General features: G+C 70.7%; 25 protein-coding genes and 1 pseudogene. 6 read left to right on the top strand and 20 right to left on the bottom strand.

Features of this window, described 5'->3' with window-relative positions; translation table 11 throughout:
- Window positions 1-84 precede the first annotated feature (84 nt).
- The 8 genes from AC1RSK_RS21765 to AC1RSK_RS21800 form a co-directional block, all read right to left on the bottom strand.
- A complete protein-coding gene (locus AC1RSK_RS21765) occupies window positions 85-810 on the bottom strand; it encodes a TrbJ/VirB5 family protein (protein ID WP_492909789.1) in 726 nt (241 codons plus the stop codon).
- Window positions 807-3,182, bottom strand: a complete 2,376-nt coding sequence (locus AC1RSK_RS21770) for a VirB4 family type IV secretion/conjugal transfer ATPase (protein ID WP_492909790.1) — start codon at window positions 3,180-3,182, stop codon at window positions 807-809. The genes AC1RSK_RS21765 and AC1RSK_RS21770 overlap by 4 nt, the downstream gene beginning before the upstream one ends.
- Window positions 3,175-3,510: a VirB3 family type IV secretion system protein gene (locus AC1RSK_RS21775; RefSeq protein ID WP_492909791.1), complete on the bottom strand. Its 336-nt coding sequence runs from the start codon at window positions 3,508-3,510 to the stop codon at window positions 3,175-3,177. The genes AC1RSK_RS21770 and AC1RSK_RS21775 overlap by 8 nt, the downstream gene beginning before the upstream one ends.
- Window positions 3,503-3,676: a hypothetical protein gene (locus tag AC1RSK_RS21780; protein ID WP_492909792.1), complete on the bottom strand. Its 174-nt coding sequence runs from the start codon at window positions 3,674-3,676 to the stop codon at window positions 3,503-3,505. Before AC1RSK_RS21780 ends, AC1RSK_RS21775 begins: the two co-directional genes overlap by 8 nt.
- On the bottom strand, window positions 3,676-3,978 hold the full coding sequence (locus tag AC1RSK_RS21785; RefSeq protein ID WP_492909793.1) for a TrbC/VirB2 family protein: 303 nt from the start codon (window positions 3,976-3,978) through the stop codon (window positions 3,676-3,678). The genes AC1RSK_RS21780 and AC1RSK_RS21785 overlap by 1 nt, the downstream gene beginning before the upstream one ends.
- Window positions 3,975-4,619: a lytic transglycosylase domain-containing protein gene (locus tag AC1RSK_RS21790; RefSeq protein ID WP_492909794.1), complete on the bottom strand. Its 645-nt coding sequence runs from the start codon at window positions 4,617-4,619 to the stop codon at window positions 3,975-3,977. The genes AC1RSK_RS21785 and AC1RSK_RS21790 overlap by 4 nt, the downstream gene beginning before the upstream one ends.
- Before the next feature lie 63 nt (window positions 4,620-4,682).
- Complete coding sequence (locus AC1RSK_RS21795) at window positions 4,683-4,949, bottom strand: helix-turn-helix domain-containing protein (RefSeq protein WP_492909795.1); 267 nt, start codon at window positions 4,947-4,949, stop codon at window positions 4,683-4,685.
- A 62-nt stretch (window positions 4,950-5,011) separates the two neighbouring features.
- Window positions 5,012-5,518 (bottom strand): helix-turn-helix domain-containing protein, encoded by a 507-nt coding sequence (locus AC1RSK_RS21800; RefSeq protein ID WP_492909796.1) that lies wholly within the window; start codon window positions 5,516-5,518, stop codon window positions 5,012-5,014.
- 278 nt (window positions 5,519-5,796) lie between these two features.
- On the opposite strand from AC1RSK_RS21800, the gene AC1RSK_RS21805 reads away from it, so the two are divergent.
- From AC1RSK_RS21805 to AC1RSK_RS21820, 4 genes and pseudogenes are all read left to right on the top strand, one after another.
- Complete coding sequence (locus AC1RSK_RS21805; RefSeq protein ID WP_492909797.1) at window positions 5,797-6,411, top strand: GntR family transcriptional regulator; 615 nt, start codon at window positions 5,797-5,799, stop codon at window positions 6,409-6,411.
- A 71-nt stretch (window positions 6,412-6,482) separates the two neighbouring features.
- Window positions 6,483-6,710, top strand: coding sequence for a hypothetical protein (locus AC1RSK_RS21810; RefSeq protein WP_492909798.1), 228 nt, complete (start codon window positions 6,483-6,485; stop codon window positions 6,708-6,710).
- Between the two features lie 55 nt (window positions 6,711-6,765).
- On the top strand, window positions 6,766-7,395 hold the full coding sequence (locus AC1RSK_RS21815; protein ID WP_492909799.1) for a lasso peptide biosynthesis B2 protein: 630 nt from the start codon (window positions 6,766-6,768) through the stop codon (window positions 7,393-7,395).
- A pseudogene (locus tag AC1RSK_RS21820) lies at window positions 7,392-9,026 on the top strand (asparagine synthase-related protein); the annotation flags it as partial. The gene AC1RSK_RS21815 and the pseudogene AC1RSK_RS21820, both read left to right, overlap by 4 nt.
- A gap of 30 nt (window positions 9,027-9,056) precedes the next feature.
- Here AC1RSK_RS21820 and AC1RSK_RS21825 read toward each other — a convergent pair.
- From AC1RSK_RS21825 to AC1RSK_RS21840, 4 genes are all read right to left on the bottom strand, one after another.
- Window positions 9,057-11,486, bottom strand: a complete 2,430-nt coding sequence (locus AC1RSK_RS21825) for a S9 family peptidase (protein ID WP_492909800.1) — start codon at window positions 11,484-11,486, stop codon at window positions 9,057-9,059.
- Window positions 11,487-11,509: 23 nt separating this feature from the next.
- The gene (locus AC1RSK_RS21830; RefSeq protein WP_492909801.1) at window positions 11,510-14,476 is read right to left on the bottom strand and encodes a TonB-dependent receptor domain-containing protein; all 2,967 of its coding nucleotides are present in this window, start codon (window positions 14,474-14,476) and stop codon (window positions 11,510-11,512) included.
- Between the two features lie 86 nt (window positions 14,477-14,562).
- Complete coding sequence (locus AC1RSK_RS21835) at window positions 14,563-15,552, bottom strand: FecR family protein (protein ID WP_492909802.1); 990 nt, start codon at window positions 15,550-15,552, stop codon at window positions 14,563-14,565.
- Between the two features lie 7 nt (window positions 15,553-15,559).
- A complete protein-coding gene (locus AC1RSK_RS21840) occupies window positions 15,560-16,048 on the bottom strand; it encodes an RNA polymerase sigma factor (protein WP_492909803.1) in 489 nt (162 codons plus the stop codon).
- Between the two features lie 491 nt (window positions 16,049-16,539).
- On the opposite strand from AC1RSK_RS21840, the gene AC1RSK_RS21845 reads away from it, so the two are divergent.
- Window positions 16,540-16,791, top strand: a complete 252-nt coding sequence (locus AC1RSK_RS21845) for a response regulator transcription factor (RefSeq protein ID WP_492909804.1) — start codon at window positions 16,540-16,542, stop codon at window positions 16,789-16,791.
- Window positions 16,792-17,050: 259 nt separating this feature from the next.
- On the opposite strand, the gene AC1RSK_RS21850 is transcribed toward AC1RSK_RS21845, so the two are convergent.
- Genes AC1RSK_RS21850 through AC1RSK_RS21870 form a run of 5 tightly spaced genes read right to left on the bottom strand, consistent with a single transcriptional unit; the run spans window position 17,051 to window position 21,796 of the window.
- Window positions 17,051-17,896, bottom strand: coding sequence for an alpha/beta fold hydrolase (locus AC1RSK_RS21850; RefSeq protein ID WP_492909805.1), 846 nt, complete (start codon window positions 17,894-17,896; stop codon window positions 17,051-17,053).
- Window positions 17,897-17,946: 50 nt separating this feature from the next.
- On the bottom strand, window positions 17,947-18,816 hold the full coding sequence (locus AC1RSK_RS21855) for an alpha/beta fold hydrolase (RefSeq protein WP_492909806.1): 870 nt from the start codon (window positions 18,814-18,816) through the stop codon (window positions 17,947-17,949).
- On the bottom strand, window positions 18,813-19,784 hold the full coding sequence (locus AC1RSK_RS21860; RefSeq protein WP_492909807.1) for an NADP-dependent oxidoreductase: 972 nt from the start codon (window positions 19,782-19,784) through the stop codon (window positions 18,813-18,815). Before AC1RSK_RS21860 ends, AC1RSK_RS21855 begins: the two co-directional genes overlap by 4 nt.
- 39 nt (window positions 19,785-19,823) lie before the next feature.
- Window positions 19,824-20,969 (bottom strand): alkene reductase, encoded by a 1,146-nt coding sequence (locus AC1RSK_RS21865; RefSeq protein ID WP_492909808.1) that lies wholly within the window; start codon window positions 20,967-20,969, stop codon window positions 19,824-19,826.
- Between the two features lie 38 nt (window positions 20,970-21,007).
- Window positions 21,008-21,796, bottom strand: a complete 789-nt coding sequence (locus tag AC1RSK_RS21870; RefSeq protein WP_492909809.1) for an SDR family NAD(P)-dependent oxidoreductase — start codon at window positions 21,794-21,796, stop codon at window positions 21,008-21,010.
- Window positions 21,797-21,895: 99 nt separating this feature from the next.
- Here AC1RSK_RS21870 and AC1RSK_RS21875 point away from each other — a divergent pair, with 99 nt between their 5' ends.
- Complete coding sequence (locus AC1RSK_RS21875) at window positions 21,896-22,489, top strand: TetR/AcrR family transcriptional regulator (protein ID WP_492909810.1); 594 nt, start codon at window positions 21,896-21,898, stop codon at window positions 22,487-22,489.
- Window positions 22,490-22,520: 31 nt separating this feature from the next.
- Here the strand turns inward: AC1RSK_RS21875 and AC1RSK_RS21880 are convergent, their stop codons facing one another.
- The 3 genes from AC1RSK_RS21880 to AC1RSK_RS21890 form a co-directional block, all read right to left on the bottom strand.
- Window positions 22,521-23,252, bottom strand: coding sequence for a haloacid dehalogenase type II (locus tag AC1RSK_RS21880; RefSeq protein ID WP_492909811.1), 732 nt, complete (start codon window positions 23,250-23,252; stop codon window positions 22,521-22,523).
- Between the two features lie 119 nt (window positions 23,253-23,371).
- The gene (locus tag AC1RSK_RS21885) at window positions 23,372-24,535 is read right to left on the bottom strand and encodes an alpha-hydroxy-acid oxidizing protein (RefSeq protein WP_492909812.1); all 1,164 of its coding nucleotides are present in this window, start codon (window positions 24,533-24,535) and stop codon (window positions 23,372-23,374) included.
- A gap of 63 nt (window positions 24,536-24,598) precedes the next feature.
- Window positions 24,599-25,375 (bottom strand): class II aldolase/adducin family protein, encoded by a 777-nt coding sequence (locus AC1RSK_RS21890; RefSeq protein WP_492909813.1) that lies wholly within the window; start codon window positions 25,373-25,375, stop codon window positions 24,599-24,601.
- Window positions 25,376-25,378 lie beyond the last annotated feature (3 nt).

The following is a 25,378-nucleotide window of genomic DNA, read 5'->3' on the forward strand; positions in this document are numbered from 1 at the left end:
CGGCCGGATCGGCGGCGAAGGCCTCCGCCGTCCGCGGCGGCGGCGAGCAGGCGGCCAGAACCAGACCGGCGAGCAAGGCGGCTCTCACCGGAAGGCCCGCTCGTAGACGCTCATGCGCGCGGCCCGGGCGGCCTCGGCCCGTTCACGGGCGCGCTGCTCCTCCAGCCGCGCTTCGGCCGCCTGCATCAGGGCCAGGCCCTGCAGCCGCACCTGTTCGTTCTGGATCAGCGCCTGCTCGGCGGCCAGGCGGGCGTCGAGGTCCATCACCGCCCGGGCGTTGGGGGCCGTGTCCAGCGCCCGGCGCAGGGTCTCCAGACCCTCCAGCCGCGCGTCGGCGGCTTGGCCGACCGCTTCGCCCAGCGCCAGGTCGCGGGCCGTGCGCAGGCCTGAGCGCTCCAGACTGTCGCGGTAGTAGGCCTCGGCCGGCCCGGCTTCATCGGCCGGCGGCGTATAGAGACGGGTCTCGCGGCGGATGGCGTCGGCCCGCTCGGCCAGGGCGCCCAGGGCCGAGAGGTCGCCGTCGGCGGCGGCGCGCAGGGCGGCCATGTCCGGCAGCGGATTGCGGACCTCCGGCAGGCCGAGCTGGCCGGCCAGGCCGTTGACGTCCGACAGCTGGTTGAGGCTGTCGAACAACTCGTCGCCCTGTTCGATCTGTTTCTTCAGCGCCTCCAGCTGCTGCAGGGCCGTGAGGGCGTCCTCGATCATCCTGGCGTAGGCCATCGGGTCGTAGACGATCTCCTGCGCCTGCGCCGGGACGCCGGTCAGGACGATCAGGGCAGCGCCGGCGGCGCCGAGGAGTCGGGTCTTCATGGGAACCTCCGTTGGGCATGAAAGGGGTCGCGCCACAGCGCGTAGTCGTCGCCGTGTTCGGCGCGCAGGCGGTCGAGCAGGGCCACCGTCTCGCTGCGGCCCGAGAGGATGGCCAGTTCGTCGTCCAGGCCGGTGAGGTCGAGTTCGACGACGACGCTGTCGTGGCCCTGCTTGACCAGGAAGCGATGCGACTCCGGGGTCAGGGCGTCGCGGATCAACCGGAACTCCTCGCCGGTCAGGCCGAAGCCCTCGACGTAGTCGCGCGCCTGGCCGTGCGGGTTGGGCAGGAAGATCTTGGTGGCGCACTGTTCGAGGATGGCGTGGGCGATCGGCGAGCGCAGGGCGTCGGCCGGCGACTGGGTGCCGAACACCATCAGGGCGTTCTGCTTGCGCCAGGTCTTCAGTCCGTCCTGGGCCAGGTCGGTGAAGGCCGGATCGCCAAGCACCTTCCAGAACTCGTCGATGTCCAGCACCAACCGGCGGCCGTCGACCCGCTCGGCGATGCGGTGGAACAGATAGAGCATGACCGGGGTGCGGATCTCGGCGTGATCGAGCACCTGGGTCAGGTCGAATCCGGCGAAGCGGGTCTCCAGCGACAGGGCGTCCTCGTCGTTGTCGAGCACCCAGCCGAGCGGGCCCTCCCGGGTCCAGCGCTCCAGCCGCGCGCCGACGCCGCCGCCGTCGGCCTGGCCCAACACGCTGCGCAGGGCGGTCAGCGAGCGACGTTCGCGCGGCAAGGCTTCGAGCGCCGCCACGCCGTCGTCGATGGCCCGGGCCTGCACCACCGTCAGGGGATCGCCGTCCCGCGCCACCAGCGCCCGGACCAGCTTGACCAGGAAGGCGCGGTTGGCCGGGCTGGGCGCCAAGGCCTTGAACGGCGCGAAGCCGGTCGGCTCGCCATTGCGCAGGGTCAGATAGGTTCCGCCGCAGGCGCGCACGAAGAGCTCGGCGCCCCGGTCCTTGTCGACGAACAGCTGCTGGGCCCCGAGCCGCTCCAGCTGGGCCAGCATGAAGTTCTGGACCACGGTCTTGCCCGAGCCTGAGGGGCCGCAGATGAAGGTGTGGCCGAGGTCGCCGACATGGAAGTTGAACCAGAAGGGCGAGCCGGCCGTGGTCCGGAGCAGGGCGACCGCGGGTCCCCAGTGGTTGCCGCGGGCCTTGCCGACCGGATGGGCGTGGAAGGGCGCCAGCGCCGCGAAGTTGCGCGAGGTGATGGCCGCCGGGCGCGTGCGCCGGGCGAACGCCCCCGGGAACTGCGCCCAGAAGGCCGCTTCCAGGCCGAGGTCCTCGCGCGCCACCACCAGGCCGGAATCGGCCAGCAGGGCGCGGGCCTTGGACAGGTGGTCGGCCAGTTCGCCGGGTCCGGCCCCGTAGACCAGCACCGAGGCCTGGTGCTCGCCCATCACGAAGCGGTTGCTGACCAGGTCGTCGAGGGCGTCGGACAGGCCGGCGATCTGTGAGGCGGCCCGGTCGCGCGCCGAGACCATCTGGTTCTGCTTGCGCTCCATCACCGCCCGTGCGGAGGCCTTGGACAGGAAGGCGAAGGACTGGCTGATCACGAAGGCAAAGGGCGCGCTCAGCAGCGCGTCCCACAGGCCCGGGCGGGTTGAGGCCGGATACTCCTTGACCGCCAGGACGCCGGCGTAGCGGGCGTCGCCGACATCGCGCAGTTCCAGGCTTTCGCGGCCGAAGATCGCCCGCACCGCATAGACCGCCGAGCCCAGGTGGCCGCGGACGACCGGCACGCGGCTCGGACGGCCGGTCAGGATCAGCCGCATGGCCTCCATCGGCTCGGAGAACCACAGGCCGCCGCGCGCATAGAGGCCGAGCGGCCGGGGCGCGTAGCGGGCCAGATACTGGGCGAGGTCCCGGCCGGCCTCCTGCAGCCGCTTGACCGCCTCGGGCTCGACCTCGACGCCGGCCCGCCTGGCCGCCTTCAGCCGGCCCATCATCGCCGAGGCGCGGTCGCCGGTCGCCCGGCCCGGATGCAGGACCAGAGTCACGAAGAGGTCGTTGACGAACATCCGCCGGCCGACGAGGCGGGCCTCATAGGCCGCGTTCAGGTCGCGGGCGAAGGCGGAGCGGAATCCGGTCGCGGGCTCGGCCGCGACCTCGCGCCGGACGACGTGGTGCCACACCGCCAGGCGATCGTCGGCGAGGTTGCGCCAGGTCTGGTTCAGCTTGACGTGCCAGTCGTTGAGGTCGCGCGCGTCTGCCGTCTCGAAGGCGGCGCCGGCGAGCTGGAAGCAGAGCATCAGGGCGCCGCTGTCGAGGGCCACCACCTGGTCGTCGACATGGCGCGCGAACGGCATATTGGCGCGGACATCCGCTTCGCGCCGCAGCCGGGCCGGGGAGACGCTCGCCTCAGCCACGGGCCAACTCCCCCGCGCGGTAGCGGCGGACCAGGGGCAGGGGCGTGGGCGAGCTGCCGCCCCACAGGCCGCTGTTGCGGGAGCGTCCCTTGGTGTCGACATAGACCAGCAGCAGCCGGAAGGCGTTGTGGTCGACCTTGCAGATGCCGCGGAAGACCAGGTGGAGGACGGGGGCGATCAGCAGGTAGAGCAGGCTGCCGCCGACCAGGAACACCAGGCCCGAGACGATGACGTTGACGCCCATCGCCTCCATCGGCACGCCCAGAACCATGGCCGGGCGGGTGCAGGCCAGGAACAGCGGGTCCTCGATCAAGCGCTCTTCAGCCATGACCGGCCCCCAGCAGCGCGGGCAGGCTCCAGGCCGCCAGGCCGAGCGCGCCGCCGGCCACGGCCTGGGCGAAGCGCGGGAGCGAGATCAGCCGCAGGGCCAGCATCAGGCTCAGGGCGCCCAGCAGCACGACGGCGGTCAGGAGAAGATCGGCCGGCGCGCCCATCAGCCGCCCCCGGTGATCAGGTTGACGATCTCGGCGGCGCCGAAGACGACGATGATGCCGAGGATGACGATGGCGGCCCGGCGCAGGTCGAACAGGCCGAACATCCACAGGATGCCGACCACCACCACCGCCAGCACCGCCAGCAGGCGGGCGGTGTTGCCGGTCAGCATGTCGACGACGTTCTGCAGCAGTCCTTCGACATTGGCCTGGGCGAAGGCCGGCTCGGCGAGGATCGCGACGCTGGCCAAGGCGATGGCGCCGGCGGCGCCGGCGTGGCGGGCGCGGGAAACGCGGACGATCATGGGAGAACTCTCCAGGGCTCGGACGAGACCGACGCGAAGGCGAGGGTCGAACTGAAACGGGCGCGGGCGAACACATCCCAGGCCGGCGGCGGGGCCGGCTCGGCCGCAGGCGTCGCGGACGCCGGAGGCGAGAGCTCCGGCGACGGACCGGGCGCCGCGAGGGCGAGGCGGAGGGCGGCGCGTTCGACGCGGGCCACATAGCCATTGCGCAGGCCGCGCTCGGGATGGCCGGTGTTGTAGCGGGACAGCGCCGCGCGGAGCGCGACCTGACGGTCGAGCGGGCTGGCTGAGGCGGGCCGGTATCCCGCCTGCAGCACCCGGCCGGCGGCGGTCAGATTGCGGCAGGGATCGAAGGCGTCCTCGACCGACAGCCCCAGCCAGCCGAGATTGTCGCTGTTGATCTGGGCGACGCCGAGGTCGAGGTTGGCGCCGTCGGCGAGCAGGGCGCGCGCCGTCCGGGCCGCCTCGGCCGCGTCGCGCGGCGCGCGGGCCGGCCGCGGTCCGCGATTGACGCCGATGGCGAGCGGGTCGAACCGACTCTCCGCATAGGCGACGGCGGCGAGGGTCTGCGGCGCCACCTGCGGCGCGCAGGCCTGGGCGAGGCTGAGGATGAGGCCGAGGTCCAGCAAGGCGAACTCCATGTCTGGCGTTCAGCAAACCGGTCCCGGCCGCGCCGCGCGACCCGCCAGCGGCCCGTCGGAGATCTACGGTAGGAAGGTTCGGGATTCCGGCGCGGCGCGCGCCCCGAGCGCCAGCCGGGCCACCGCCTGCACCCGGGTGCGCACGTCGAGCGTCCGGCAGGCCAGCATCAGATGCTCGTCGACGGTGCGGGGCGACAGGCCGAGGCGCTCGCCGATCCCCGCCGAGGTCAGGCCCTGGGCGGCCAGCCGCAGGCAGTCGAGCTGTCGCTCGGAGAGACGATCGAGATCGTCGGCGCACGCCTGGCGGTTACTGGACGCATACGGGGCCATCGCGCTTTAGCAAACCGGACGAGGCCGCCCCGCCGCCAGTCCGTAATCGGCCCGTCGGGGGTCTACGGTGTGTCGTCTCCGGTGGGGCCTTCGTCCTCGCCGTTCGCCGGCGACACCAGGCGGCGCAGCCGTTGCTCGAGCCAGGCGTCGGCGGCGCTGTCGCGGCGCACCGACTGCACCGCCAGGTCCTTCAGCGCCTTGGTGAAGGTGTTGATGATGGTCCGGGCGTCCAGCTCGGCGATGGCGTCGCCCACCTCCGCATCGAATTCCTGGACGGCGACGGTGAAGATGGTCATCAGCTTGTTGTCGGCGCAGCGCAGGGCGAAGGCCGGCGAGCCCAGCGCCAGGGCGGCCATGATGGCGTGCGGATCACTGTCGGTGACCTCCGCGAAGCGGTGCACCCGTTCGAGATTGATGCGGCCGCCGCCGGCCTCGAAATGTTCGTAGGATCGCAGCGCCATGTTCATCCCGCGCGCCACATCGGCCGACTTCATCCGGCGGTGAGCGCGGATCAGGCGCAGGGCCGCGGACAGGGTTTCGTTCTGGGACTGGCGGTCGGCGCGCTCCATGACCTCGACTTCACTCCTGTCGGCTGGGGCCGCCGAGACTACCGCCCTCGCACCCCTACTGGTTGAAAAATGCGGCGCCGGAGCCTCAAATGAAAGATGGGAAAGAAACGGTGTCGAAAACCTTGCGGCATGACGCAAAGAACCTGCGGATACATCGCGAAAGCTTGCGGGTGTCGGTCCTATACCGCATTCATTCGGCGCGGGGTTGCCCGCCCGCCAGGCCCGGCGCGATGCTCGCGCCCTCCCGCTCTCGTCCCCTACGGCCGGGAGCGGGCGCGATGAAGGATCGCGACCCCTACCACAGCGCTCTCAACGCCCTGGCCGGCTTCGCCGCGGCGGGCCGGTTCGGCTGGGGCGAGCCGCTCGTCGCCACCGCCCTGGCCGAGGAGTTGCGGCTCAGCCCCACGCCGGTGCGTGAAGCGCTGGCGCGGCTGGCCGGGGAAGGGGTCATCGAGCATCGGCCGGGCCGCGGATATTTTGCGCCAAGCCCGACGGCGTCCGACATCGCCGACCTCTACGAATTGCACCGCCGGCTGACCCACTGGGCGCTGGATGTCGCGCCGACGCCCGCCGCGCGCCCCGTCGAGGCGCCGTCGCCGCCTGATCTGCGCCTCGAAATCCTCTACGCGACGATCGCGGCGTCGGCCGGCGCCGACATCCTGACCCGCGCCCATCGCCGGGTCATGCTCCAGCTCCGCCCCATCCGCGCGGTCGAGGCGGCCGTGCGGCCCGCCGAGGTCGAACAGATTGATCGGCAGGAGCGGTTGCTGGCGGCGGGCCGCATCGCCGACTTGCGGGTCGAGGTGGACGCCTACCATGAGGGCCGGCGGCTCGCCGCGCCTGCGGTGTTCGCAGTCATGCGGCGGTCGGGCCAAAGTATAGAGCGAATATAGTTTGAAAATAGACGTGGGGCCGCGCCGACTGTCCGGGCGGGGCATTCCGTCCCGTCCAAGGAGGTCCCATCATGAACACCCAGACCATGCCGCGCCTGATCGGGCTCGGCTCCGCCCGGCGCCAGACCCGCGCCGATTCCCACATCGGCGACATGGAGCTGATCCCGGTCCGTCTCTATGAGCCGACCGGCGTCCGCGCCGACGTCGTCCGGCTGGGCTCGGCCGAACAGGCCACCCGCGCCGACTCCCCCACCGGCGATTTCGAACTGATCCCGGTGCGGCTCTGGCAGCAGGGCTGAAGGCCAGGGCGCCGGCCTTTGGCCGGCGCCCACCGCCTCCGGCCGGACCGCGCCGATGACCCGCTACCTCAAACCGGACGTTCACGCCGTCGCCATCGGGGCCGACCTGGCGGTGCTCGACATCGCGGGCGACGCCTATCTGTGCCTGCCGGGCGGCGCGGCGGCCCTGGCCGGCGGAGGCGGGATCGCGCCCGGGCCGATGGCCGAGGCGCTGGGCGAGGCCGGGCTGCTGGGGGCCGAGCCGCCGCCCGAGACGCGGGCGCCGCCCCCGTCCCCCGCAAGATCGATCATCCATGAGCCCCTCGCCGAACCGGCGGGGCCTCGGGCGCTGCTCGCCGCCGCCGGCGTCGTCGCCGACCTTCGCAAGGCGCGGGCGGGGCAGGGGCTCGCCCCCTATCTGGCAATTGCCGAGACCCGGAGCGACCTGTCGCGCGATCCGGAGGCGGTTGTGGCGGCGGCGCGGCTGTTCTGGAAAATCAGCCCCTGGCTCCCGGTCGAAGGGGAATGCCTGCCGCGCTCGGCCATGCTGATCGCCTTCCTGCGCCGCCGCGGCCTGGCCGCCGACTGGGTGTTCGGCGTGCGCCTCTGGCCGTTCAACGCCCATTGTTGGGTCCAGGCGGGCGACGTCTGTCTCAACGACGATGTCGAGCGGCTCTGGGCCTATACGCCGATCTACTGCCGATGAAGGTCCCCGGTCCCGCCGACAACGGCTATCTGGTGATCGACCGGCGGCGCGCCGGCGAGGACGACCGACGCGGACTCGACCGGGTCCTGGCCGCCCTCGAACGGGATGGCTGGCGATCCTTTGGTCCGATCGAGGATATCCAGGTCCTGCTCGCGCCGCGGGCCCGCTACGCCGTCCGCCAGGTCGGCCGCCAGCACCTCCTGATCGGCGACTGGCGCGGGACCGATGTCCCCCTGTCGACGGTGGTCTCGCGCGGCACCAGCCCGGCCGACCTGGCCCGGACCGCCGTCGCCTCGGGTTGGGGGCGTTATGTCCTGGCCTGGCGGGACGACGAGGGACGCCTCGCCCTGCTACGCGATCCCACCGGCGCCCTCGACTGCGTCTGGTGGCGTCATGGCGGGGCGGTGATCGCCGCCCGCGAGCCGCCGCGCCTGGTCGATGCCCTGCTGCCGGCCGACCTCGCCATCGACTGGCCGGTGCTTGGTGAGATCGCCAGGGCCCCGGAACTGCTCGGCGACCAGCTGGCCCTGCGCGGCCTGACCGCCGTCAATCCGGGCGCGGTCAGCGTCATCGGTGAGACGGCCGAGACCACGGCCGTCTGGCGGCCGGCGAGCTTTTGCCGGTCCGGGCGGGGCTGGGACGAGAGCCATGAGGGCCTGGTCGCGGTGGTGGACGCGACCGTGGCGGCCCTGGTCGCGCCGCATCGCCGGCTCGCGGCCGAACTCTCAGGCGGGCTGGACTCGGCCATCGCCGCCGCCAGTCTCAAGGCGTCCGGACACGCCGGGCGCGCCGGCTTCCTCAACTTCCATGGCGACTGGCGCGAGGGCGACGAGCGGCCCTACGCCATGGCGGCGGCGTCGCAGCTGGGTCTGGACCTGACCACCGTGCGCAAGCCGGTCGAGGCGATCACCCTGGCCCAGCTCAATCCGCTGGGCGACAGTGTGCGGCCGGCCCTGCAAGGCGTCGATGTCGCCTACGACATCGAGGTTTCCGGGCGGATGCGCCGGCGCCGGGCGACCGGGCTGCTCACCGGCCAGGGCGGCGACGCGGTGTTCTTTCAGGCGCCCAACCCCGCCGTGGTCGTCGACCGCCGCCGCCGGGAGGGCCTGGCCGGGGTGTCGCCGGCCTTCATCGCCGCCGTGGCGCGCTGGACCCGGCACTCGGCCTGGACGGTGCTCGGCTACGCCCTCGGCGGCCCGTCGGGCGAGCGGGCGGCCTCCGGGACGCGCCGCCATCCCTGGCTGGAGGAGGTTGACGACCTGCCGCCGGCCAAGGCCGGGCAACTGCGGCAGTTCGTCAACGCCCAGCTGTTCTGGGGCGACTGCCTGCGCGCCCGCGCGGGCGACCTCTTGCACCCCTTCCTCAGCCAGCCGGTGGCCGAGCACTGCCTGGCCATTCCGGCCGACCGGCTGATCGCCGGGGTGCGGGACCGGGGCCTGGCTCGGCAGGCCTTCGCGACGCGCCTGCCGCCGATGATCGTCGAGCGCCGCAGCAAGGGCGACCTCAGCCATTTCTACGGCCAGGTGACGCGCGCCAGCCTGCCGACCCTGACGCCGCTGCTGCTCGACGGGCTTCAGGCCGCCCACGGCCTGCTGGACCGCCAGGCGCTCGAGGCCGAACTGACGGAGGCGCGCCTGATCTGGAGCCCCGGCTACAACCGGCTACTGGTCGGCGCCGTGCTGGAGGTCTGGGCCCGGCGCTGGCAGGCGCGGATCGCCGACATCCGCCGGGCGCACATGGCGGTCGAGCCAGTCGAGGATGCGGGCGTGCAGGTCGCGCAGGTTGGCCGGGCTGACGAAGACATGACCCTCGCCGGCGTAGGTGACCAGCGCCGCCTCCCGGCCGAGCCGGTAGAGGGCGCCGAATAGCACATCGGCGCCGGCCGGATCGAGGTCGCCCTCGATGAGCAGGGCCGGCGTGCGGATCTGGCTCGCGACGTATAGCGGGCTGCCCGCGACATAGGCCTGGGGTTGATCGAGCAACGAGGCGCCGATCGCGCCCTGGCCGGTCTCGGCCCAGCCGACCAGGGCGTTGATCGGCACGCCGTCGTCCGGCGAGACCAAGAAATGCGGCGGCAGCGCATAGACCCGCGACAGGTCGGCGTAGCCGGCCGCCGCCACCACCGCCCGGAACCGGTCGCTCTGCGACGCCGCCAGCAGCACCCCGTAGCCGCCGTAGCTGTGGCCGACCAGGCCGACCCGGGCCGGGTCGACGGGAGCCTGGACAGCGGCGGCGTCGACGATCGTCCCGATCCGCTCGGCCAGGTCGTCCAGTTGCGGTCCCGCGCCCGCAGGTCGGGGCAGGCTCGGCACGAGGACGGCGTAGCCGGCCGCGGCCAGCACGGCCGGATTGATGTGCAGGCGTTCGCCGCCCGGCCGCAGCCAGGCCGGGGCGGCGGCGTAGGCGGCGCCGGGATAGACGATCACGACCACCGGGAGCCGGTCGCCTGGGGCGGCGCCCGGCGGCAGCAGCAGCCAACTGGTCAGGGCCTGGCCCTCGGGGCCGGTATGGGCGATGGGCGTGATCGTCCCCCAGGCCAGGGCGTCGAAGCCGGCGTTGACCGTCGCCAGCGGCCGGGCGCCATCGACCGCGTGCAGGCGCAGGCGGGTCGATCCGCCCGGGGTGCGCCGCTGGGCGATCAGATAGTCCCGCGTGGGACTGACCGCGACCAGGGTTTCGTCGGCCGCGAGGGGCGCGGGGCAGGTCCGCGCCGCCGGAGCGGACGGAAGGCTCAGGCAGCCGTCCGGGCCAACCAGGCCGCGCCGTCCCCGCTGGACGCCGTCCGGGTTCCAGCCCTGTCGGCTGCCGCCGTCCGCCGCCCGTTCGCGGTTCCACAGCCGGCCGGGCGTAACGGACGTGGCGGGGTGGGCGGCGAATGGGTGCAGGCCGTCGGCGCGCTCGATCCAGGTGCGTTCGCCAACCTCGACCAAGGTTTCGCGCGACTCGATGACCGGGACCGAGATGGACCCCGGGCCGGCGCGAAGCCAGACTCGCTCGTCCCGGGCGGCGCGGACCTGCACGACCGGTTGTCCCGCGCTCCAGCCGGCGCGGGCGATGGGAATTTTGCCGACCTCGGCGTCGAGCCAGGGTCGGGCCTCGCCGAGCTGGAGCGGTTCGGCCGCCCCGCGGCGGGCGACGGTCCAGAAGCGGCCGTTGGCCCACCCGGCCCCGGCGTCGCGCGCGAAGGTGATCAGCTGGCGGGAATCCGGCGACCAGGACAGCAGGTGCGAGAGGAAGTCCTGATCGGGCAGGGGCTCCGTGGTCCTGCCCTGATCCAAATCGACCAGCAGCAGGCGACGCCGCCGGCTCGGCGTGCCGACATCGACCGGCGTCTCCCCGCCGGCCTGCAGGTCCTCGGCGTTGAGCAGGGCCGCGACGGCCCCGCCGTCCGGGGAGAGCTCCAGGTCGAACAGGTCGCCGCGCGCCAGCACCCGCTCCTCGCCGCGAGCGAGGTCGAAGAGGACCAAGCGCGGGGCGGCCGACCGCTCGCGGCTGTCGCGCGCCGCGCCGCTGGGAATGACCACCGAGGACGGCACGTGGCCGGCCGCGAAGGTTCGCCACAGCCCCGTCTTGCGCGCCTCGGTTTGGGAGCCGAGGCGGAACACCAAGGGCAGGTCGCCGTCCGGACGGGCGATGGCCACCAGCTGCGTCTCCGAGCGCCAGGCGACGGTGCGGCCCAGCTCGGTGAACTCCGGCGTCAGCGGCAGCCAACGCACCTCTCCCGTGGCCAGGGTCATGACCCCCAGCGTCCGGGCGGTTTCGCGCAGGCGGAAGACCAGCATCTTCTCGCCGCTGGGCGAGAAGGGGCCGGAGACGTAGCCGTTGGCGTGGCCCGGATCCTCCAGCCGGCGCACCGGGCCGCCGGCGGGCGTGTGCACCTCCAGCCCGCTGAGCAGGTGCGGCGTCATCAGCCCGAAGCGATAGGTCGCCGCCGACGACCAGGCGGCCCGCCGCTCGACCACGATCCAGCGCCCGTTCGGGCTGATCCGCACCGACCCCAGCCTCTGCTGGCCCAGCAGGGCCTCGAGGGTGACCGGCGCCCGCGATTGGCCCATGACCGGGCCCGCCGTCGCCAGCAGCGCGACGGCCAATCCGCAACCCACCATGCGCCGCATCACCAGGCTCGGGTCAGCTGCAGCGAGATGAAGCGGCCGATGACGTTGGTGTTGGCCGCGTCGTAGCCGATGCCCTCGGGCGCGTTGTAGAAGGGCGGGTCGCGGTCGAAGGCGTTCTGGACGTTGAGCGCGATGGTCGTGCCCTGCAGCGGGCCGGACTGGGGTTCATAACGGACCTGCAGGTCGAGGGTGACCCAGGCGTCGATCCGGGCGCCGGCCAGGTCTTCGTAGCCATCGACATAGTTGACCGACGAGGACAGGCCCCAGTCGCCGCGCGACCAGGCCACCGTGCCCCGGCCGCGCAGGCCGACCGGATAGTTGGGGCGATCCCGTAGGGAGACGGTCGCCGACTTTGGCGTGGCCTGACTGTCGAAGCGGCCAAGATAGGAGAAGGCCAGGTTCAGGTCGAAGGCGTTGGGCCCGACCTCGAAGGCGTAGCCGGCGCTGACGTCCACGCCCTCGACCTCGACGCGGGCGGTGTTGACGTAGCGCGCGTCCACGATCGCCCCGTAGGACGTCGCCGGAAAGGCGTCGGCGAAGTTGGTGGTCGGCAGGTCGAGGATGGCCTGGACGGCGGACCGATCGGCGGCGTTGTTCAGCGGATCGACCAGCTGGATGAACGGCGACAGCGCCGGATCGGTCAACGCCGTCAGGATGTTCTCGAAGGTCGGCTGTCCGATGCGGTTGTCGAAATCGGTTCGGAACCAGTTGGCGCTGAGGCGCAGGCCCTTGATGAAGACCGGCCGATACTCCGCGCCGAGGGTCCAGGTGTCGGCCTGTTCCGATTCCAGGTCCGGATTGCCGCCGTACTGGATGATTGACAGGACCTGCTGCGACCCGCGCGGCAGGAAGGTTGGACTGGCCCGCGCCGCGTCGTTGAGCTCGCGCAAGGCCGGCGCCCGGTAGGAGGCGCCGTAGTTGGCGCGCAGGGTCAGGTCTCCGGTCAGGCCCCAGACGACGCCGATCTTGGGACTGGTCGTCTGGCCGATGTCCTCATAGTCCTCGAACCGGGCCGCCATCGACAGCTCGAGGCGTTCGAAGCCGGGCCGGCGGTTGTCGGCCCCGAACAGCGGGATGCGCAGCTCGCCGAACACGGCCGCCACCCGCCGGCTCGAGTCCGTGGCCACGCCGGTCGTCGGCGTCACCCCCGAGGTGAAACTGTCGTTCCGGCGCCAGAAGGTCTCCTCGCGAAAGGAGAGTCCCGCGGCGAGCCGGAGCGGACCGCCGGGCAGGGTGAGCACGGTCCCGTCGACCTGCAGGTTAGCCGAGGCGACGCCGGTCTCGCTCAGGGTCGCGGTGCGGCCCGAACTGATGAAGGCGAGCACCGCCGCCGGGCTGCCGCCGCCGTCGCCGAACGGATTGAAATAGCCGTCGCGCCCGGCGCTGAACGGGGTGGCGGGGTTGTCGGCGACAGCGCCCAGGGCCTCGCGCAGGAAGGTCGAGTTCAGCGTGCCGGTGGTGCGGTTCTCGCCGGCCTCCGAGGCGTAGGCGACATAGGCGTCGAGCCGCCAGTCGTCGAAGAGGTCGACCTTGACCCCGACCGAGGCGCCGAAGCTCTCCGCCTCGCCGGTGATCTCCGGATTGGGCAGGTCGTCCTCGAAGGAATAGGCGATGGTGTGCGAACTCGCCCCTGTCGGCGAGACGAAATAGGGGTTGCCGCCGTTGACCGTCAGCAGGGTCGCCAGCGGCGTCGAGACGGTCTCGTATTCGCGCAGGCCGTAGCGGGCGTCGGCGGAGAGCACGACCCGCGGCCCCAGGTCCTGTCGCAGCGCCGCGAACAGGCTGTGCCGGGTCTGCTGCGGCAGGACGTTCATGCCGAGCCGCTGGTTGCTCAGGTTGGTCTGGCCGGCCAGGAAATCGCCGGGCTCCAGGTCGGTCCCGTCCTGTCCGGCCGGGATGGCGTAGGCCGAGACGTAGCCGCCGCTGGCCGGGTCGAAGACGACGATATTGCCGGGGCTGGCGTAGTTGAGCCGCCGATCCGAGCCGCCGCGCCATCGTAGGTCCGCGTCGCCGGCCAGACGCCGTTCCGACACGGGCAGGGCGCCGCGCTCATAGAATTCGTAGGTTCCGAGCAGGCCGCCGGAAGGCCAGCGCCGGCCGAAGGTCTGGCCGAACTGGAACTCGTCGCTGACGCCGTCGGCGGTTCCGCCGACCCGGACCCGGGTCTCGGCGCCCTCGTAGTCATCGCGCAGGATGATGTTGACGACGCCGCCGACGGCGTCGGCGCCGTAGAGGGCCGAAGCCCCGTCCAGCAGCACGTCGATGCGTTTGATGGCGCTGGTGGGCAGGGTCGAGACATCGGCGAAGTCGCCCATGGCGCCGGTGCCGGCCATCCGGCGGCCGTTGACCAGCACCAGGGTGGCGTCGCTTCCCAGACCGCGCAGGTTGACGCCCGAGGCGAAGGTGCCGTTGGTGGCGCTGCGGTCGGCCCCGTTCTGCAGCGCTCCTTCGTTGGCCGTCCCGCCGAAATTTTGCGGCAGAGCGGCGAGGGCCTGGGCGACGGTGGCGTAGCCGCCGCGATCGATCTCCTCGCGGGTGACGATGACGACCGGGGAGGGGCCGTCGGCCACGCCCCGGATCAGGCTCCCGGTCACCACCACCTCGTCCAGCGTGACGGGGTCGGGTTGCGGTGGGACAGCCTCGGCGCGCGCCGCCGGATCGTAGACGACGAAGACGTTGGGGCGGCTCCGGCGCCAGGCGAGGCCCGAGTCCTTCAGCACCGCCGCCAGGGCCGCTTCGGGGGTGTGGGTTCCGCTCAACCCCGGAGACCGGCGTCCGGCGACGAGGGCTGCGGGATAGAGGATCTGCTGGCCGCTCTGCCGGGCGAAGGCGGGCAGCGCCTGATCCAACGGGCCGGGCGCGATCTCATAGCGCCGGGCAGCCTCCTGGGCGGCCTGTGCGAAGGCGGGCGGCGCCGAGGCCAAAAGCAACGCGGCCAGCGCGGATGAACTGAAACCGATACGCATGGTCTTCCCCCTGTTTTCTACCCGTCGTCATGCGGGTTGGGGAAGAGACGACCGGGCGCGCGAGGCCCCCTAAGTCCGTAGGCGATTTATTTTGAGGCGCCGTCCGAGAGGATGATGCTCCCGTCCGCCGAGCGGGTCGCCCGCAGGGGATAGAGATCGGTCAGGGCGGCCACGAAGCCGTCGACGTCGCCGGTGTCGAAAACGCCGCTCACCCGGATGGCGGCGAACTCGTTCGCCTGCAGGTCGATCGGGTGCGGGCTGTAGCGGTTGACCTCGGCGACGGCCTCGCCGATCGGCGTCTCCTGGAAGGTCAGGCGGCCGCTGGCCCAGCTCGTCGCTGTCGGCACGTCGACGACGGCGACCGCCGGACGCGAGGCGGCGGTCAGGACCTGCTGCCCCGGCGCCAGCGACCAGGACCGATTGGCGGCTTTGCCGTCCCGCACGGCCACGCGGCCCTCGATGAGGACGACCCGGGCCCCGGAGCCGACCCGACGCACGTCGAAGCGCGTGCCGAGCGCCGTCACCCGGGTGTCGCCGGCGGTGACCACGAACGGCCGGTCCGCGTCGCCCTCGACGTCGAAGAGGGCCTGGCCCTCGACCAGCACGACCGATCGCCGGTCGCGGCCGAGGCGCACCTCGACCTTGGAAGCGGTGTCGAGCGTGATCCGCGAGCCGTCGTCGAGCCGGACCGTACGCTGCTCGCCGATCGCGGTCGCATACGGGGTCGGCCGCGAGAGGCTCCAGACGCCAAGGCCGACGACCAGGACGGCGACCAGGGCGCCGGCCGCGCCCAGCGGCTTGAGGACGTCCGAGAACAGCGCCCGGGCCCGCGCCGGGGCATTTGCGGCGTCCCTGGCCTGTCTGGTCAGGGCGGCGATCTCCGGATCGTCGGCCAGGGTTTCGGTCGCCTCCCAGACCGCCTGCATGCGGTCGTAGGCCTCGGCGTTCTCGGGAACGCGCCGCCAGGCGCTGAAGGCCTTGATATCGGCGGCCGAGACCTTGCGCTGGTTCAGACGTGCGAACCAGGAAGCGGTCTCCTTGCGTCGGATGTCGGCGTCCTCGTCGACCGTCATCATGTCCCGCCTAAACGTCCAGCCGCGACGTGCAGTGTTCGAGCGCCTTCGACATCCGCCACTCGACGGTCTTGACGCTGATCCCTCGCGCGCGCGCGATCTCCGGGTAAGTCATACCGCCAAAGCGGTTCAACACGAAGATGTCGCGATAGAGCGGCGGCATCGTCAGGACGATCTGCTTCAATAAAACCTGGTCCAGCTGCGAAGCGGCCTCGGCTTCGGCCGCCGGTTGCTGGTCGAGGAACTTGGCGCGGCGTGCTTGGCGGCGGCGGTCGTCCCGCACGAGATTCAGCGCGACCCGCAGCAGGAACGCCTTCGGATGACGGATGCTGTCGCCGTCATAGGGGGCGATCCGCAGGTAGGTCTCCTGGACCATGTCGGCCGCTTCGTCCGGCCCGAGCCGGGTCCGCAGACGCCCGTCGAGCCAGGCCGCATAGCGGCGGAACAGGCTGTCCAGCCTGTCCGCTGCTCCCGCTTCCAGCTCCTTGGCGTTGCTCACCACGCTCCTCCGGCCACAAGGGCGAGGCCGGAATCCGCGGGCGCGACAGCTCCGCCGATCTGCGCCGCGCGACGCACGGGCTCGGCCGCTGGACAAGCGACGACCGCGCGGCGCGCGGGTCGTTGGGTTTTGATATCGCACAGGGGATTCCAAGCCCCTATCGGCGCGAACGCCGACTCCGCGACCATGAATCAAATGGAATCAACACGCAAGGCGGAGGGGTCGGGCGTTGGAATCCTCCGCGATCGAGAGGCCCGCTACTTCGCCGCGGAGCGCCGCCTTCGCCACTGGCGAACCCCGGCTCAAGCCCCGCGCCTATCTCACGGCGCCCGACGCGGTCGGTTTAGGCGCCGTCGGGACCGGCCGCAAGCGATGCCGTCCAACCGGACCGGAGAAGCCAGTTCCCGACCCGCAAGAAAGTTGCGGTAGGACCGCAAGAGACTGACGTTGCTCATGAAACTGACGCGGGTTACGGAAAGTGGGGCGCAACCATGAAGTCTGTTCGCATGCTCCCCAACCCTGCTCCAAGCCTTCCTGAATCGCCGGCGCTCAGCCAGAGGGAGACCGAATGCCTGGCTTGGGTCAGCCGAGGCAAGAGTTCCTCCGACATCGGCGCCATTCTTGGGCTGTCGCGGCGAACGGTCGACAGCTACCTCGAAAAGGCCTGCGCCAAGCTGCGCGTCCGCACCCGGATCGAGGCGGTCGCGCTGGCGGTCCGCACGGGCCTGATCGATCCGGGCTGAGGGGAGGGGGCGGGCCTGGAACTTCTGTACGGAAGCCCGGCGTTTCACAGCCGACCGCCGCCGACGCCGAAGCGTCCCCTGGCTCAAGATCGACCGCTATCGTTCCGGAACCCGCCGCCGTCCTCGTACACCATCATCGCCGCGTAGGCACGCGTAACGCGGCCGGAACGCCGCCGGTGATCTGTTACGGCTCCACCGGCCCGGCCTTCGGCTATGGCCCGCAGGGTCGGCGCGTTTCTTGCGGAAAGCGCCGAGCCAGTCATTCATCCAGGAACTGGATGGCATGCTTCAGGAACCGTTCGGGATACTGGAACTGCGCGCCGTGGCCGGCGTCGGGATAGACGATCAGCTGGGCGTTCGGGATGTTTTGAACCATGTGCCAGGAGTTGATCGTGGCGATCATCACATCGTTGACGCCGTTGACGACCAGGGTGGGCTGGGTGATTTCGGCCAGGTGGGCGAAAGGCTGGTCCGGATCCAGCGGCGTGACGAAGGCCGTGTTCGCCTCGATCTCGGCCATCATGAGCTCCGGTGAACTCGGCGGGTCCTGATCAAGGCGCTGGTGGCGACGCTCCCAGAAGTCGCGGCCAGCCTGCCTCGCGGCTTCGGAGGGGCCGAAGAACAGGAACAGGAAATCGTCCACGGTCGGAACCGGCCGCGGCGCCACCTCGAAGATCTTCGGGTCCGGATCCGGATTGCCGCCGCGCGGCTGGGTGCCGAGCAGCATCAGCTTGCGCACCCGGTCGGGATGACGCCGGGTGAATTCCTGGGCCACCATGCCGCCCAGCGAAAAGCCGACCACATCGACCTTGGCCAGACCGAGCGCGGCGATCACCTTGGCCGCGTCGTCAGCCTTGTCCTCGATGGTGTTGCGGGGGGCGCCGGACGATGAGGCGCAGCCCCGGTAGTTGTAGAGGATCACCTCGCGACCGGCCGCCAGGCCGTCGGTCATCAGCGGGTCCCAGTGGTCCATGCCGCCGCGGAAATGCTGGAAGAACAGCAGCGGCGGCTGCCCGGAGGCGGCCGCGCCCCAGCGACGGTAGGCGAAACGGTCACCATCGACCTCGACATAGCGGGTCGAGGCGGTGAGATGGGTGTCTGACATATTGCTCTTGCTCACTCTGGGGGAAAGGGGCGGTCGTCACGCGGCGCCGATCAGGCGTCGAGAAACGCCTTGGCCTTCGGGATGAAGACGTCGTGATACTGGAAGATGCCGCCGTGGCCGGCGTCCGGGTAAAGCACCAGCTCGGCGTTTGGCAGGCGATGCGCCAGGGCGATGGAATTGCCGGTCGGGACCATCAGATCATGCTCGCCGTTCGCGATGAGCACGGGTTTATTGATCGACCCGAGATCCTGCGGAGCCTGCAGGCCCCAGGCTTTGATCGCTTTCAGCTGTCGCTGGAAGGCCGCCGTCGTGATCGGCTTGTCGCGGTCGCGGGCGCGCTCCCTCAGGCGTTGGAGAAAGGCCTTGGCGGCGCGCCGGCTGTTCGTGCTCGAGGTGAAGAACAGATAGTATTTCGGGTCCTTGAACGTCAGGATCGCCTTGGCGATCAGGGGCCAGGACACTGGCCCGACCTTCGCGATCCCGGCGCCTCCGGCCGGCCCCGTGCCGGTCAGGATGACCTTGCGGGCGAGGTCGGGCGCCTGGCGCAGCATATCCTGGACGACGAAGCCGCCGAGCGAAAAGCCCAGCAGATCGACGTGCTGGAGGCCCAGCGCCCGGACGACGCCGATGGCGTCGCTCGCCATGTCCGCCACGGTGAGCGGCGCTTCGCCGCCGGAGGCGCCGACGCCGCGGTAGTCGAGAGTGATGACGGGACGGTTCGCCGCCAGCCCATCGACGATGCGCGGATCGAAATTGTCGAGCGTTGCGCCCCAGTGATTCAGCATCACGAGCGGAACGCCGCCGTCGGTCCCGAGCCGCCGATAGGCGAAGGTGGTCCCGGCGGCCTCGACGGTCCTGTTGGGCGCCTCGCGCCAGGTGTTCGCGGCGCCGTTCGACGCGGTCGAGGTCTGAGCGATCATTGTCCGTCTTCCTTCACGGTGACGACGACCTTGCCCTTGGCCCGGCCCGATTCGATGTAGGCGAAAGCCTCGTTGAGGTCGGCGAACGGGAAGGTCCGGTCCAGGACAGGGCGGATGACGCCTGCCTCAATCAGGGCGGTGATCCGGGCCAGTTGTTCGCCGTCGGCGCGCATGAACAGGAACGAGTAGTCGATGCGCTGCGCCCTGGCCTTGCGCCGGATACTCCGGCTCAGGAGCCGCAGAACCAACCGCAGGACCCCGTTCAGGCCCTGGGCCTTGGCGAAGGCGGGGTCGGGCGGACCCGAGATCGAGATCAACTTGCCGCCCGGCTTCAGGACCGCGAGCGAGCGTTCCAGCGTCTCGGCGTCCAGACTGTTCAGCACCACGTCATAGCCGGACAGGACCTTGGCGAAGTCCTGGGTCTTGTAGTCGACGACGATATCGGCTCCCAGGCTCTTGACCAGGTCGATGTTCGCCCTGCTGGCCGTCGTCGCCACGGTCGCGCCCAGGTGCTTGGCCAACTGAATGGCGAAGGTGCCCACCCCGCCGGAACCGGCATGGATGAGGACCTTCTGCCCCTTGGTGAGTTGCGCCCGCTCGACGAGGACCTGCCAGGCGGTCAGGCCCACCAGAGGGATGGAAGCGGCCTCCTCCATGGTGGTGTTGGCCGGCTTGCGCGCGACATCGGCTTCGTCGACAGCGATGAACTCGGCGAACGTACCGATCCGGCCGTCGCGCGGCCGGGCGTAGACCTCGTCGCCGACCTGGAAGCGCCGCGCCCTGAGGCCGGTGCGAACGACCCTTCCGGCCACGTCGTGCCCCAGAACGAAGGGCGGGCGGTAGGGCAGGATCGGTTTGAACTCGCCGTCGCGGATCTTGGAGTCGAGAAGGTTGAGACCGGCCGCGTGCACTTCAATCAGCACATCGCCATCCCGCAAAGCAGGGTCGGGGCGATCGCCGAGGCGCAAGACGCCCTTCTTCGCGTAGCGGTCGAGGACGAAGGGCCTTCATGAGGAGTAGGTCTCCAGGGACCTGCCGTCGCCGGACCCGGCCGCAGGTTCGGGACGGCTCGCGGCCACGAGGGCCGGATAGTCGGTGTATCCCGCCGCGCCGCCGCCATAGAGCGTCGCGGGATTGAACTCGGCCAGGGGCGATCCGGCCTTGAGCCGCCCCACCAGATCGGGGTTGGCGATGAAGGGGCGGCCGAAGGCGAACAGGTCCGCCTCGCCGTCGGCCAAGCGCGCGGTGGCGAGGCCGACGTCGTAGCCGTTGTTGGCGAGATAGGCGTTCCTGAAGCGACGCCGCAGGGAGCCGAAGTCGAACGGCGCGACATCGCGGGGCCCGCCGGTCGCGCCCTCGACCACATGGATGTAGACGAGGCCGAGGTCGTTCAGCTGGTCGACGATGTAATCGAATTGCGGCTGGGGATCGGTGCTCGACACGCCGTTTGCGGGCGACACGGGCGAGAGACGGATGCCGGTGCGTTCGGCGCCGATCTCCGCGGCCACGGCGGCGGCGACCTCCAGCATGAGACGCGCGCGGTTCTCGATCGATCCGCCGTAGGCGTCGGTGCGCGTGTTGGCGCCGTCCTTGGCGAACTGGTCCAGAAGATAGCCGTTGGCGCCGTGGATCTCGACGCCGTCGAAACCGGCCGAGACAGCGTTGGCGGCCGCCCGTCGGAACGCCTCCACGACGCCAGGGAGTTCGCTGAGCTCCAGGGCGCGCGGCTCCGAGACATCGGCAAAGCCGTTGTTGACGAAGGTCTTGGTCTGCGCGCGGATCGCCGACGGCGCGACGGGCGCGGCCCCGTCTTTCTGAAGATCGACATGCGAGACCCGGCCGACATGCCACAGCTGCAGGAAGATGCGGCCGCCCTCGGCATGGACGGCGTCGGTGACCCTGCGCCAGCCGGCGACCTGCGCCTCGGAATAGATGCCGGGCGTGTCCTGGTAGCCTTGCCCTTGCTGCGAGATCTGCGTCGCTTCGGCGATGATCAGGCCGGCCGTCGCCCGCTGGCGGTAGTACTCCACCGCGAGGTCGCCGGGCACAAAGCCCGGCCCGGCGCGATTGCGCGTCAACGGCGCCATCACGATGCGGTTGGAGAGGGTCAGGGATCCGAGGGTGTTCGATTCGAAGAGGGATTTGCCGGTCATCATGCGTCCTTGCGTCTGAGGGGAGGGGCGACGGCCCGTCACGAGGCCGTGCGATAGCGGTCGGCGGCGCGGGTCTGCGCGAAACCGGGAAGCATGGCTTGGCGGGCGCTCTCGAAGGCGTCCCAGAGCGCCGCGTCGTGGAGCGGCGGGATGGTCACGGGCTCGCGGCGGTCGAAACCGGCCAAGGCGGCGTCGACCAGGTCTCCGACCTCCATCAGGGGCGGCAGGGTGGCGGGGTCGGCGCCGGCTCGCTCCCAGATCTCGGTGCGGGTTCCCGCGGGAAGCACGGCCTGGACATAGACGCCCTTAGGCCCGAGTTCGAAGGCGAGGGCTTGCGAGAGGTAGAGGACGAACGCCTTGGTCGCCCCGTAGACCGAAAGGCCGAACTCCGGCGCGAGCCCGACGACCGAGCCGATGTTGACGATCGCGCCGGTTCCGGCCTCGGCGAAGCGAGGGGCGACGGCGCCCGCCAGGTCCACGACGGCCGAGGTGTTCAGGGCGACGAGTTTCTGCACGTCCGAGCTGGACTGGTTGACGAAGCCTCCGCCGAGGCTGGCGCCGGCGTTGTTCACCAGCACGCCGATCTTGCTGTCGTCACGCAGGCGGGCCGCGACGGCGTCAAGGTCTTCAGGTCGGGTCAGGTCGGCTTGCAGGACGTCGATGGCGGCGCCCGTCTCGTCGCGCAGCCGCCCGGCAAGGATGTCCATGCGTCCCTTGTCGCGGGCCACGAGCACCAGGCGATGGCCGCGACGCGCGAACCGGTCGGCATAGGTCGCGCCGATGCCGCTGGAGGCTCCCGTGATCAGAACAGCAGGCAAGTCGGACATTTGCGCGATCTCCTCATATTCATGATAGTCATCATGATTGCGTTGATATATGATGGTCGTCATGTTTAAGTCAACGGGTCGCGTGGAGATTTTTGTTCGATGAAGGTCAGCCGGGAGCAGATGAGAGCCAATCGAGGCCGGATTCTCGACGCCGCCAGCGCCCTGTTCCGGGAGCGGGGGTTTGAGGCGGTGAGCGTGGCGGAGGTGATGAAGGCCGCCGGGCTGACCCACGGCGGCTTCTATGGGCATTTCGAGTCCAAGGACGATCTCATCGTCCACGCCATCGCGCACATCTTCGAGGGCGACGCTGAAGGGCGAGGCCCGAGCGGCCTGGAGGCTTTTGTCGACGCCTATCTGTCGCCGCTCCACCGCGACAGCATTGCCGAAGGCTGCCCAACGGCGGCGTTGATCGCCGATGTCCGGCGTCAGACCCCCGCGGCGCGCGCGGCCATGACCGAAGGGTTCCGATCGCAGGTCGATCGCATCGCCCTGGCCCTCTCCAGGACGAAATCCCCGGACGCCCGTCGTGAGGCCATCGGCATCTGGGCCTCCCTGGTGGGCGCGATCGTCCTGTCGCGCACGATCGAGGACCCGGCGCTCTCGGCCGAGGTCCTTGAGGACACGCGCGCCTGGATCGGCGATCGGGCGGCGTGCTTTACGGATATTACGGACCAGTCGCCCGCGTCGGTTTGAGAGTTTGCCGCGCCTTCGGGGCGGCGAGCCTTCAGCAAGCCAACTGCGCCGCCAGGTCGATCAGGTTGTCGGCCGACCAGTCCCAGTCCTGCGCGGCGTCCGCATCCTGGGCGCGGCGGCCGCCGTATTCATCGGGCCGGGAGATGTAGGCCGTCCGCAGACCACACGCCTGGGCGGCGGCGAGGTCGCTGTGGTGGGCGGCGACCAGACAGAGTTGGTTCGGTTCGAGTCCGAGGATTTCGGCCGTGCCCAGATAGGCGCGCGGATCGGGCTTGTAGGCGCGTGTGACTTCCGCCCCGAGCAGGGCGTCCCAAGGCAGGCCAGCGCGACGCGCCATCTCCAGCATCAACGCGATATTGCCGTTGGACAGGGTGACGATCGGCAAGGCGGCCTTGAGCCTGGTCAGGCCCTCGACCGAGTCCGGCCAGGGGTCGAGCCGACGCCAGGCATGGTTCCAGTCCGCGAGCAGCGCCTCCTCAAGGGTCTCGGGATCGACGTCTTCGGCGCGCAGGGCGTCTTCCAGCATCTCGCGGTGCAGCGCGTCGAGCGTGACATAGCCCCGGCCCGACGTCCGATAGGCGGCCATGACGTCGATGTAGCGGAACCGCCAGGCGTCGGCGAAGGCGGCCGGGTCGATATCGCCGCGACCGATCCGCTGGAGGAACACGGCGGATTCCCGCGCGATGCTGGTCCGCCAATCGACGACGGTGCCGAAGACGTCGAAGGCCAGCGCCTTGGGCATGGAGGTGGGCGATTGCGACACGGCGTGACTCCCGCTGGTAAAGGGTTGAGATGTCGCCCCGGCCGAGGATGCGTGCGCCGACCCGGCGAGGCTCGCCATGCCGCCGGTCGCGAGGCCCGAGAGCATGAGGCCGCGCCGGTTCACGCCAGTCGCTCCGCGCCGGCGGCGCGCACGTCGGCGATCGTCGGATAGCCGTTGACCGCCATCAGCAGGTCCGCCTCGGCGAGGATGGATCGCAGCACATGGGCCGCGCCCTCGGCCCCGCCCAGGGCCAGGCCGTAGAGATAGGGGCGGCCCACGCCGACCGCCCGGGCTCCGAGGGCGAGCGCCTTGACGACGTCGCTGCCGGACCGGACGCCGGAATCGAAAAGCACGGGCGTGTCGCCGGACGCCGCCACGACGCCGGGCAGATGGTCGATCGCCGCCACGCCGCCGTTGGCCTGTCGTCCGCCGTGGTTGGAGCAGTAGATTCCGTCCGCGCCCGCATCGATGGCGCGCCGCGCGTCGTCGGGATGGCAGATGCCCTTGAGCACCAGCGGCAGTGTGGTGAGGGAGCGAAGCCAGGCCATGTCGTCCCAGGTCAGAACCTTGCCGAACGCCGCCATCCATTGGCGAACGGCGGCCGGGAGATCCTCTTCGGGCGGCCTTTCGAGCCTCTGGAGGAAGACCGGGTCGCTGAAGTAGTTGCTCAGCACATGGCCGCGCAGCTGCGGAAAATTGCCGCTGTTCAGGTCGCGCGGACGCCAGCCCGTCAGCCAGGTGTCGAGCGTCACGACGATGGCCTTATAGCCCGCGGCCTCGGCGCGGCGGACCAGGCTCTCGGCCAGATCCTTGTCCTTTGGCGTATAGAGCTGGAAGAAGCCGGGCGTGTCGCCCAGTTCTCCGGCCACGGCTTCCAGCGGGTCGTTCGTCAGGGTCGAGACGGTCAGCGGAACGCCCGTTTCAGCCGCGGCGCGCGCGGCCGCCAGGTCACCGTGGCCGTCCTGGGTCGCCAAGCCCGTCACGCCGATGGGGGCCATGAAGAGCGGGTGGGGCAGGGTGAGGCCGAACAACTCGACCGACAGGTCTCGCACCGAGGTATCGACCATCATGCGCGGCGTCATGCCCCACCGATGAAAGCCCTCGGCGTTGTTGCGCTGGGTGAATTCGTCGCCGCATCCGCCCTGGACATAGTTCAGCACGGACGCCGGCAATGCGGCGGCGGCCCGCTGCTCCAGCGTCGCGAAATCAACCGGAACCTTGGGCAGGACCCCGTTCAGGCCCGCGAGATAGAGATCGTTCTGATAGTCGCCGTAATGCGCCAAGGCCTTGGTCTCCCGTCGTGAGAAAATGCGAGACGCGACAGGGCCGTCCCGTCGCGCGGCGCCTCAGTGGCGGAAGCCCGGATCGATGCGATCCAGCTTTCGCAGCAGGGCGGGCCAGGCGAGCGCGTCGGACACCATGGTCATCACATCGCCGCTCGATTGCGTCTCGACCTTCTCGGCGACGCCCTGGTTCGGCGTGTTGAGATTATCGCGTCCGGCGTTCAGCATCAGCACCTGGGCCTCGCAGGCCCGTTCCAGGAAATACATCCGCATGAAGGCCTTGGCCACGGTGGAGCCGACCGTCAGGGTGCCGTGGTTACGCAGGATCATGGTGTTGCGATCGCCGAGATCGGCGACCAGCCGCTCCCGCTCGTCCAGCTCCGTCGCGATGCCCTCGAAGTCGTGATAGGCGACATCGTGCCCGGCGATCATGGCCGTCTGGGTGTGGGGCAACAGGCCCTCGGCCATCGCCGACACCGCCTGTCCGTGCGGCGTATGCAGATGCAGCACCGCAGTCGCGTCCTCGCGGGCGGCGTGGATAGCCGAATGGATCACGAAGCCGGCGCGGTTCACCGGCGCGGGAGTGTCCGTCACCTTGTCGCCGTTCACATCGATCTTCACCAGGGACGAGGCGGTGATCTCCTCGAACATATGGGTGTAGGGGTTGATCAGGAAATGATGCTCGGGCCCCGGCACGCGCGCCGACAGATGGGTGAAGATGAGGTCGTCCCAGCCGTAGAGCGCCACCAACCGATAGGCCGCCGCCAGGTCGACGCGCAGCGCCCATTCTTCAGGCGACACGGTGTCGCGCACCGATACGGCCCTCAATGCCGTCGTCATGGT

It is taken from the genome of Caulobacter sp. GW821-FHT11A05, from assembly GCF_058809015.1.

What these genes read in the sequence shown, in the direction of transcription:
- AC1RSK_RS21765 (WP_492909789.1), bottom strand. Translation starts at nt 810, where the DNA reads ATGAAGACCCGACTCCTCGGCGCCGCCGGCGCTGCCCTGATCGTCCTG.
- AC1RSK_RS21775 (WP_492909791.1), bottom strand. Translation starts at nt 3,510, where the DNA reads ATGGCTGAAGAGCGCTTGATCGAGGACCCGCTGTTCCTGGCCTGCACC.
- AC1RSK_RS21780 (WP_492909792.1), bottom strand. Translation starts at nt 3,676, where the DNA reads ATGGGCGCGCCGGCCGATCTTCTCCTGACCGCCGTCGTGCTGCTGGGC.
- AC1RSK_RS21785 (WP_492909793.1), bottom strand. Translation starts at nt 3,978, where the DNA reads ATGATCGTCCGCGTTTCCCGCGCCCGCCACGCCGGCGCCGCCGGCGCC.
- AC1RSK_RS21790 (WP_492909794.1), bottom strand. Translation starts at nt 4,619, where the DNA reads ATGGAGTTCGCCTTGCTGGACCTCGGCCTCATCCTCAGCCTCGCCCAG.
- AC1RSK_RS21795 (WP_492909795.1), bottom strand. Translation starts at nt 4,949, where the DNA reads ATGGCCCCGTATGCGTCCAGTAACCGCCAGGCGTGCGCCGACGATCTC.
- AC1RSK_RS21800 (WP_492909796.1), bottom strand. Translation starts at nt 5,518, where the DNA reads ATGGAGCGCGCCGACCGCCAGTCCCAGAACGAAACCCTGTCCGCGGCC.
- AC1RSK_RS21805 (WP_492909797.1), top strand. Translation starts at nt 5,797, where the DNA reads ATGAAGGATCGCGACCCCTACCACAGCGCTCTCAACGCCCTGGCCGGC.
- AC1RSK_RS21810 (WP_492909798.1), top strand. Translation starts at nt 6,483, where the DNA reads ATGAACACCCAGACCATGCCGCGCCTGATCGGGCTCGGCTCCGCCCGG.
- AC1RSK_RS21815 (WP_492909799.1), top strand. Translation starts at nt 6,766, where the DNA reads ATGACCCGCTACCTCAAACCGGACGTTCACGCCGTCGCCATCGGGGCC.
- AC1RSK_RS21830 (WP_492909801.1), bottom strand. Translation starts at nt 14,476, where the DNA reads ATGCGTATCGGTTTCAGTTCATCCGCGCTGGCCGCGTTGCTTTTGGCC.
- AC1RSK_RS21835 (WP_492909802.1), bottom strand. Translation starts at nt 15,552, where the DNA reads ATGATGACGGTCGACGAGGACGCCGACATCCGACGCAAGGAGACCGCT.
- AC1RSK_RS21845 (WP_492909804.1), top strand. Translation starts at nt 16,540, where the DNA reads ATGAAGTCTGTTCGCATGCTCCCCAACCCTGCTCCAAGCCTTCCTGAA.
- AC1RSK_RS21850 (WP_492909805.1), bottom strand. Translation starts at nt 17,896, where the DNA reads ATGTCAGACACCCATCTCACCGCCTCGACCCGCTATGTCGAGGTCGAT.
- AC1RSK_RS21855 (WP_492909806.1), bottom strand. Translation starts at nt 18,816, where the DNA reads ATGATCGCTCAGACCTCGACCGCGTCGAACGGCGCCGCGAACACCTGG.
- AC1RSK_RS21865 (WP_492909808.1), bottom strand. Translation starts at nt 20,969, where the DNA reads ATGACCGGCAAATCCCTCTTCGAATCGAACACCCTCGGATCCCTGACC.
- AC1RSK_RS21870 (WP_492909809.1), bottom strand. Translation starts at nt 21,796, where the DNA reads ATGTCCGACTTGCCTGCTGTTCTGATCACGGGAGCCTCCAGCGGCATC.
- AC1RSK_RS21875 (WP_492909810.1), top strand. Translation starts at nt 21,896, where the DNA reads ATGAAGGTCAGCCGGGAGCAGATGAGAGCCAATCGAGGCCGGATTCTC.
- AC1RSK_RS21890 (WP_492909813.1), bottom strand. Translation starts at nt 25,375, where the DNA reads ATGACGACGGCATTGAGGGCCGTATCGGTGCGCGACACCGTGTCGCCT.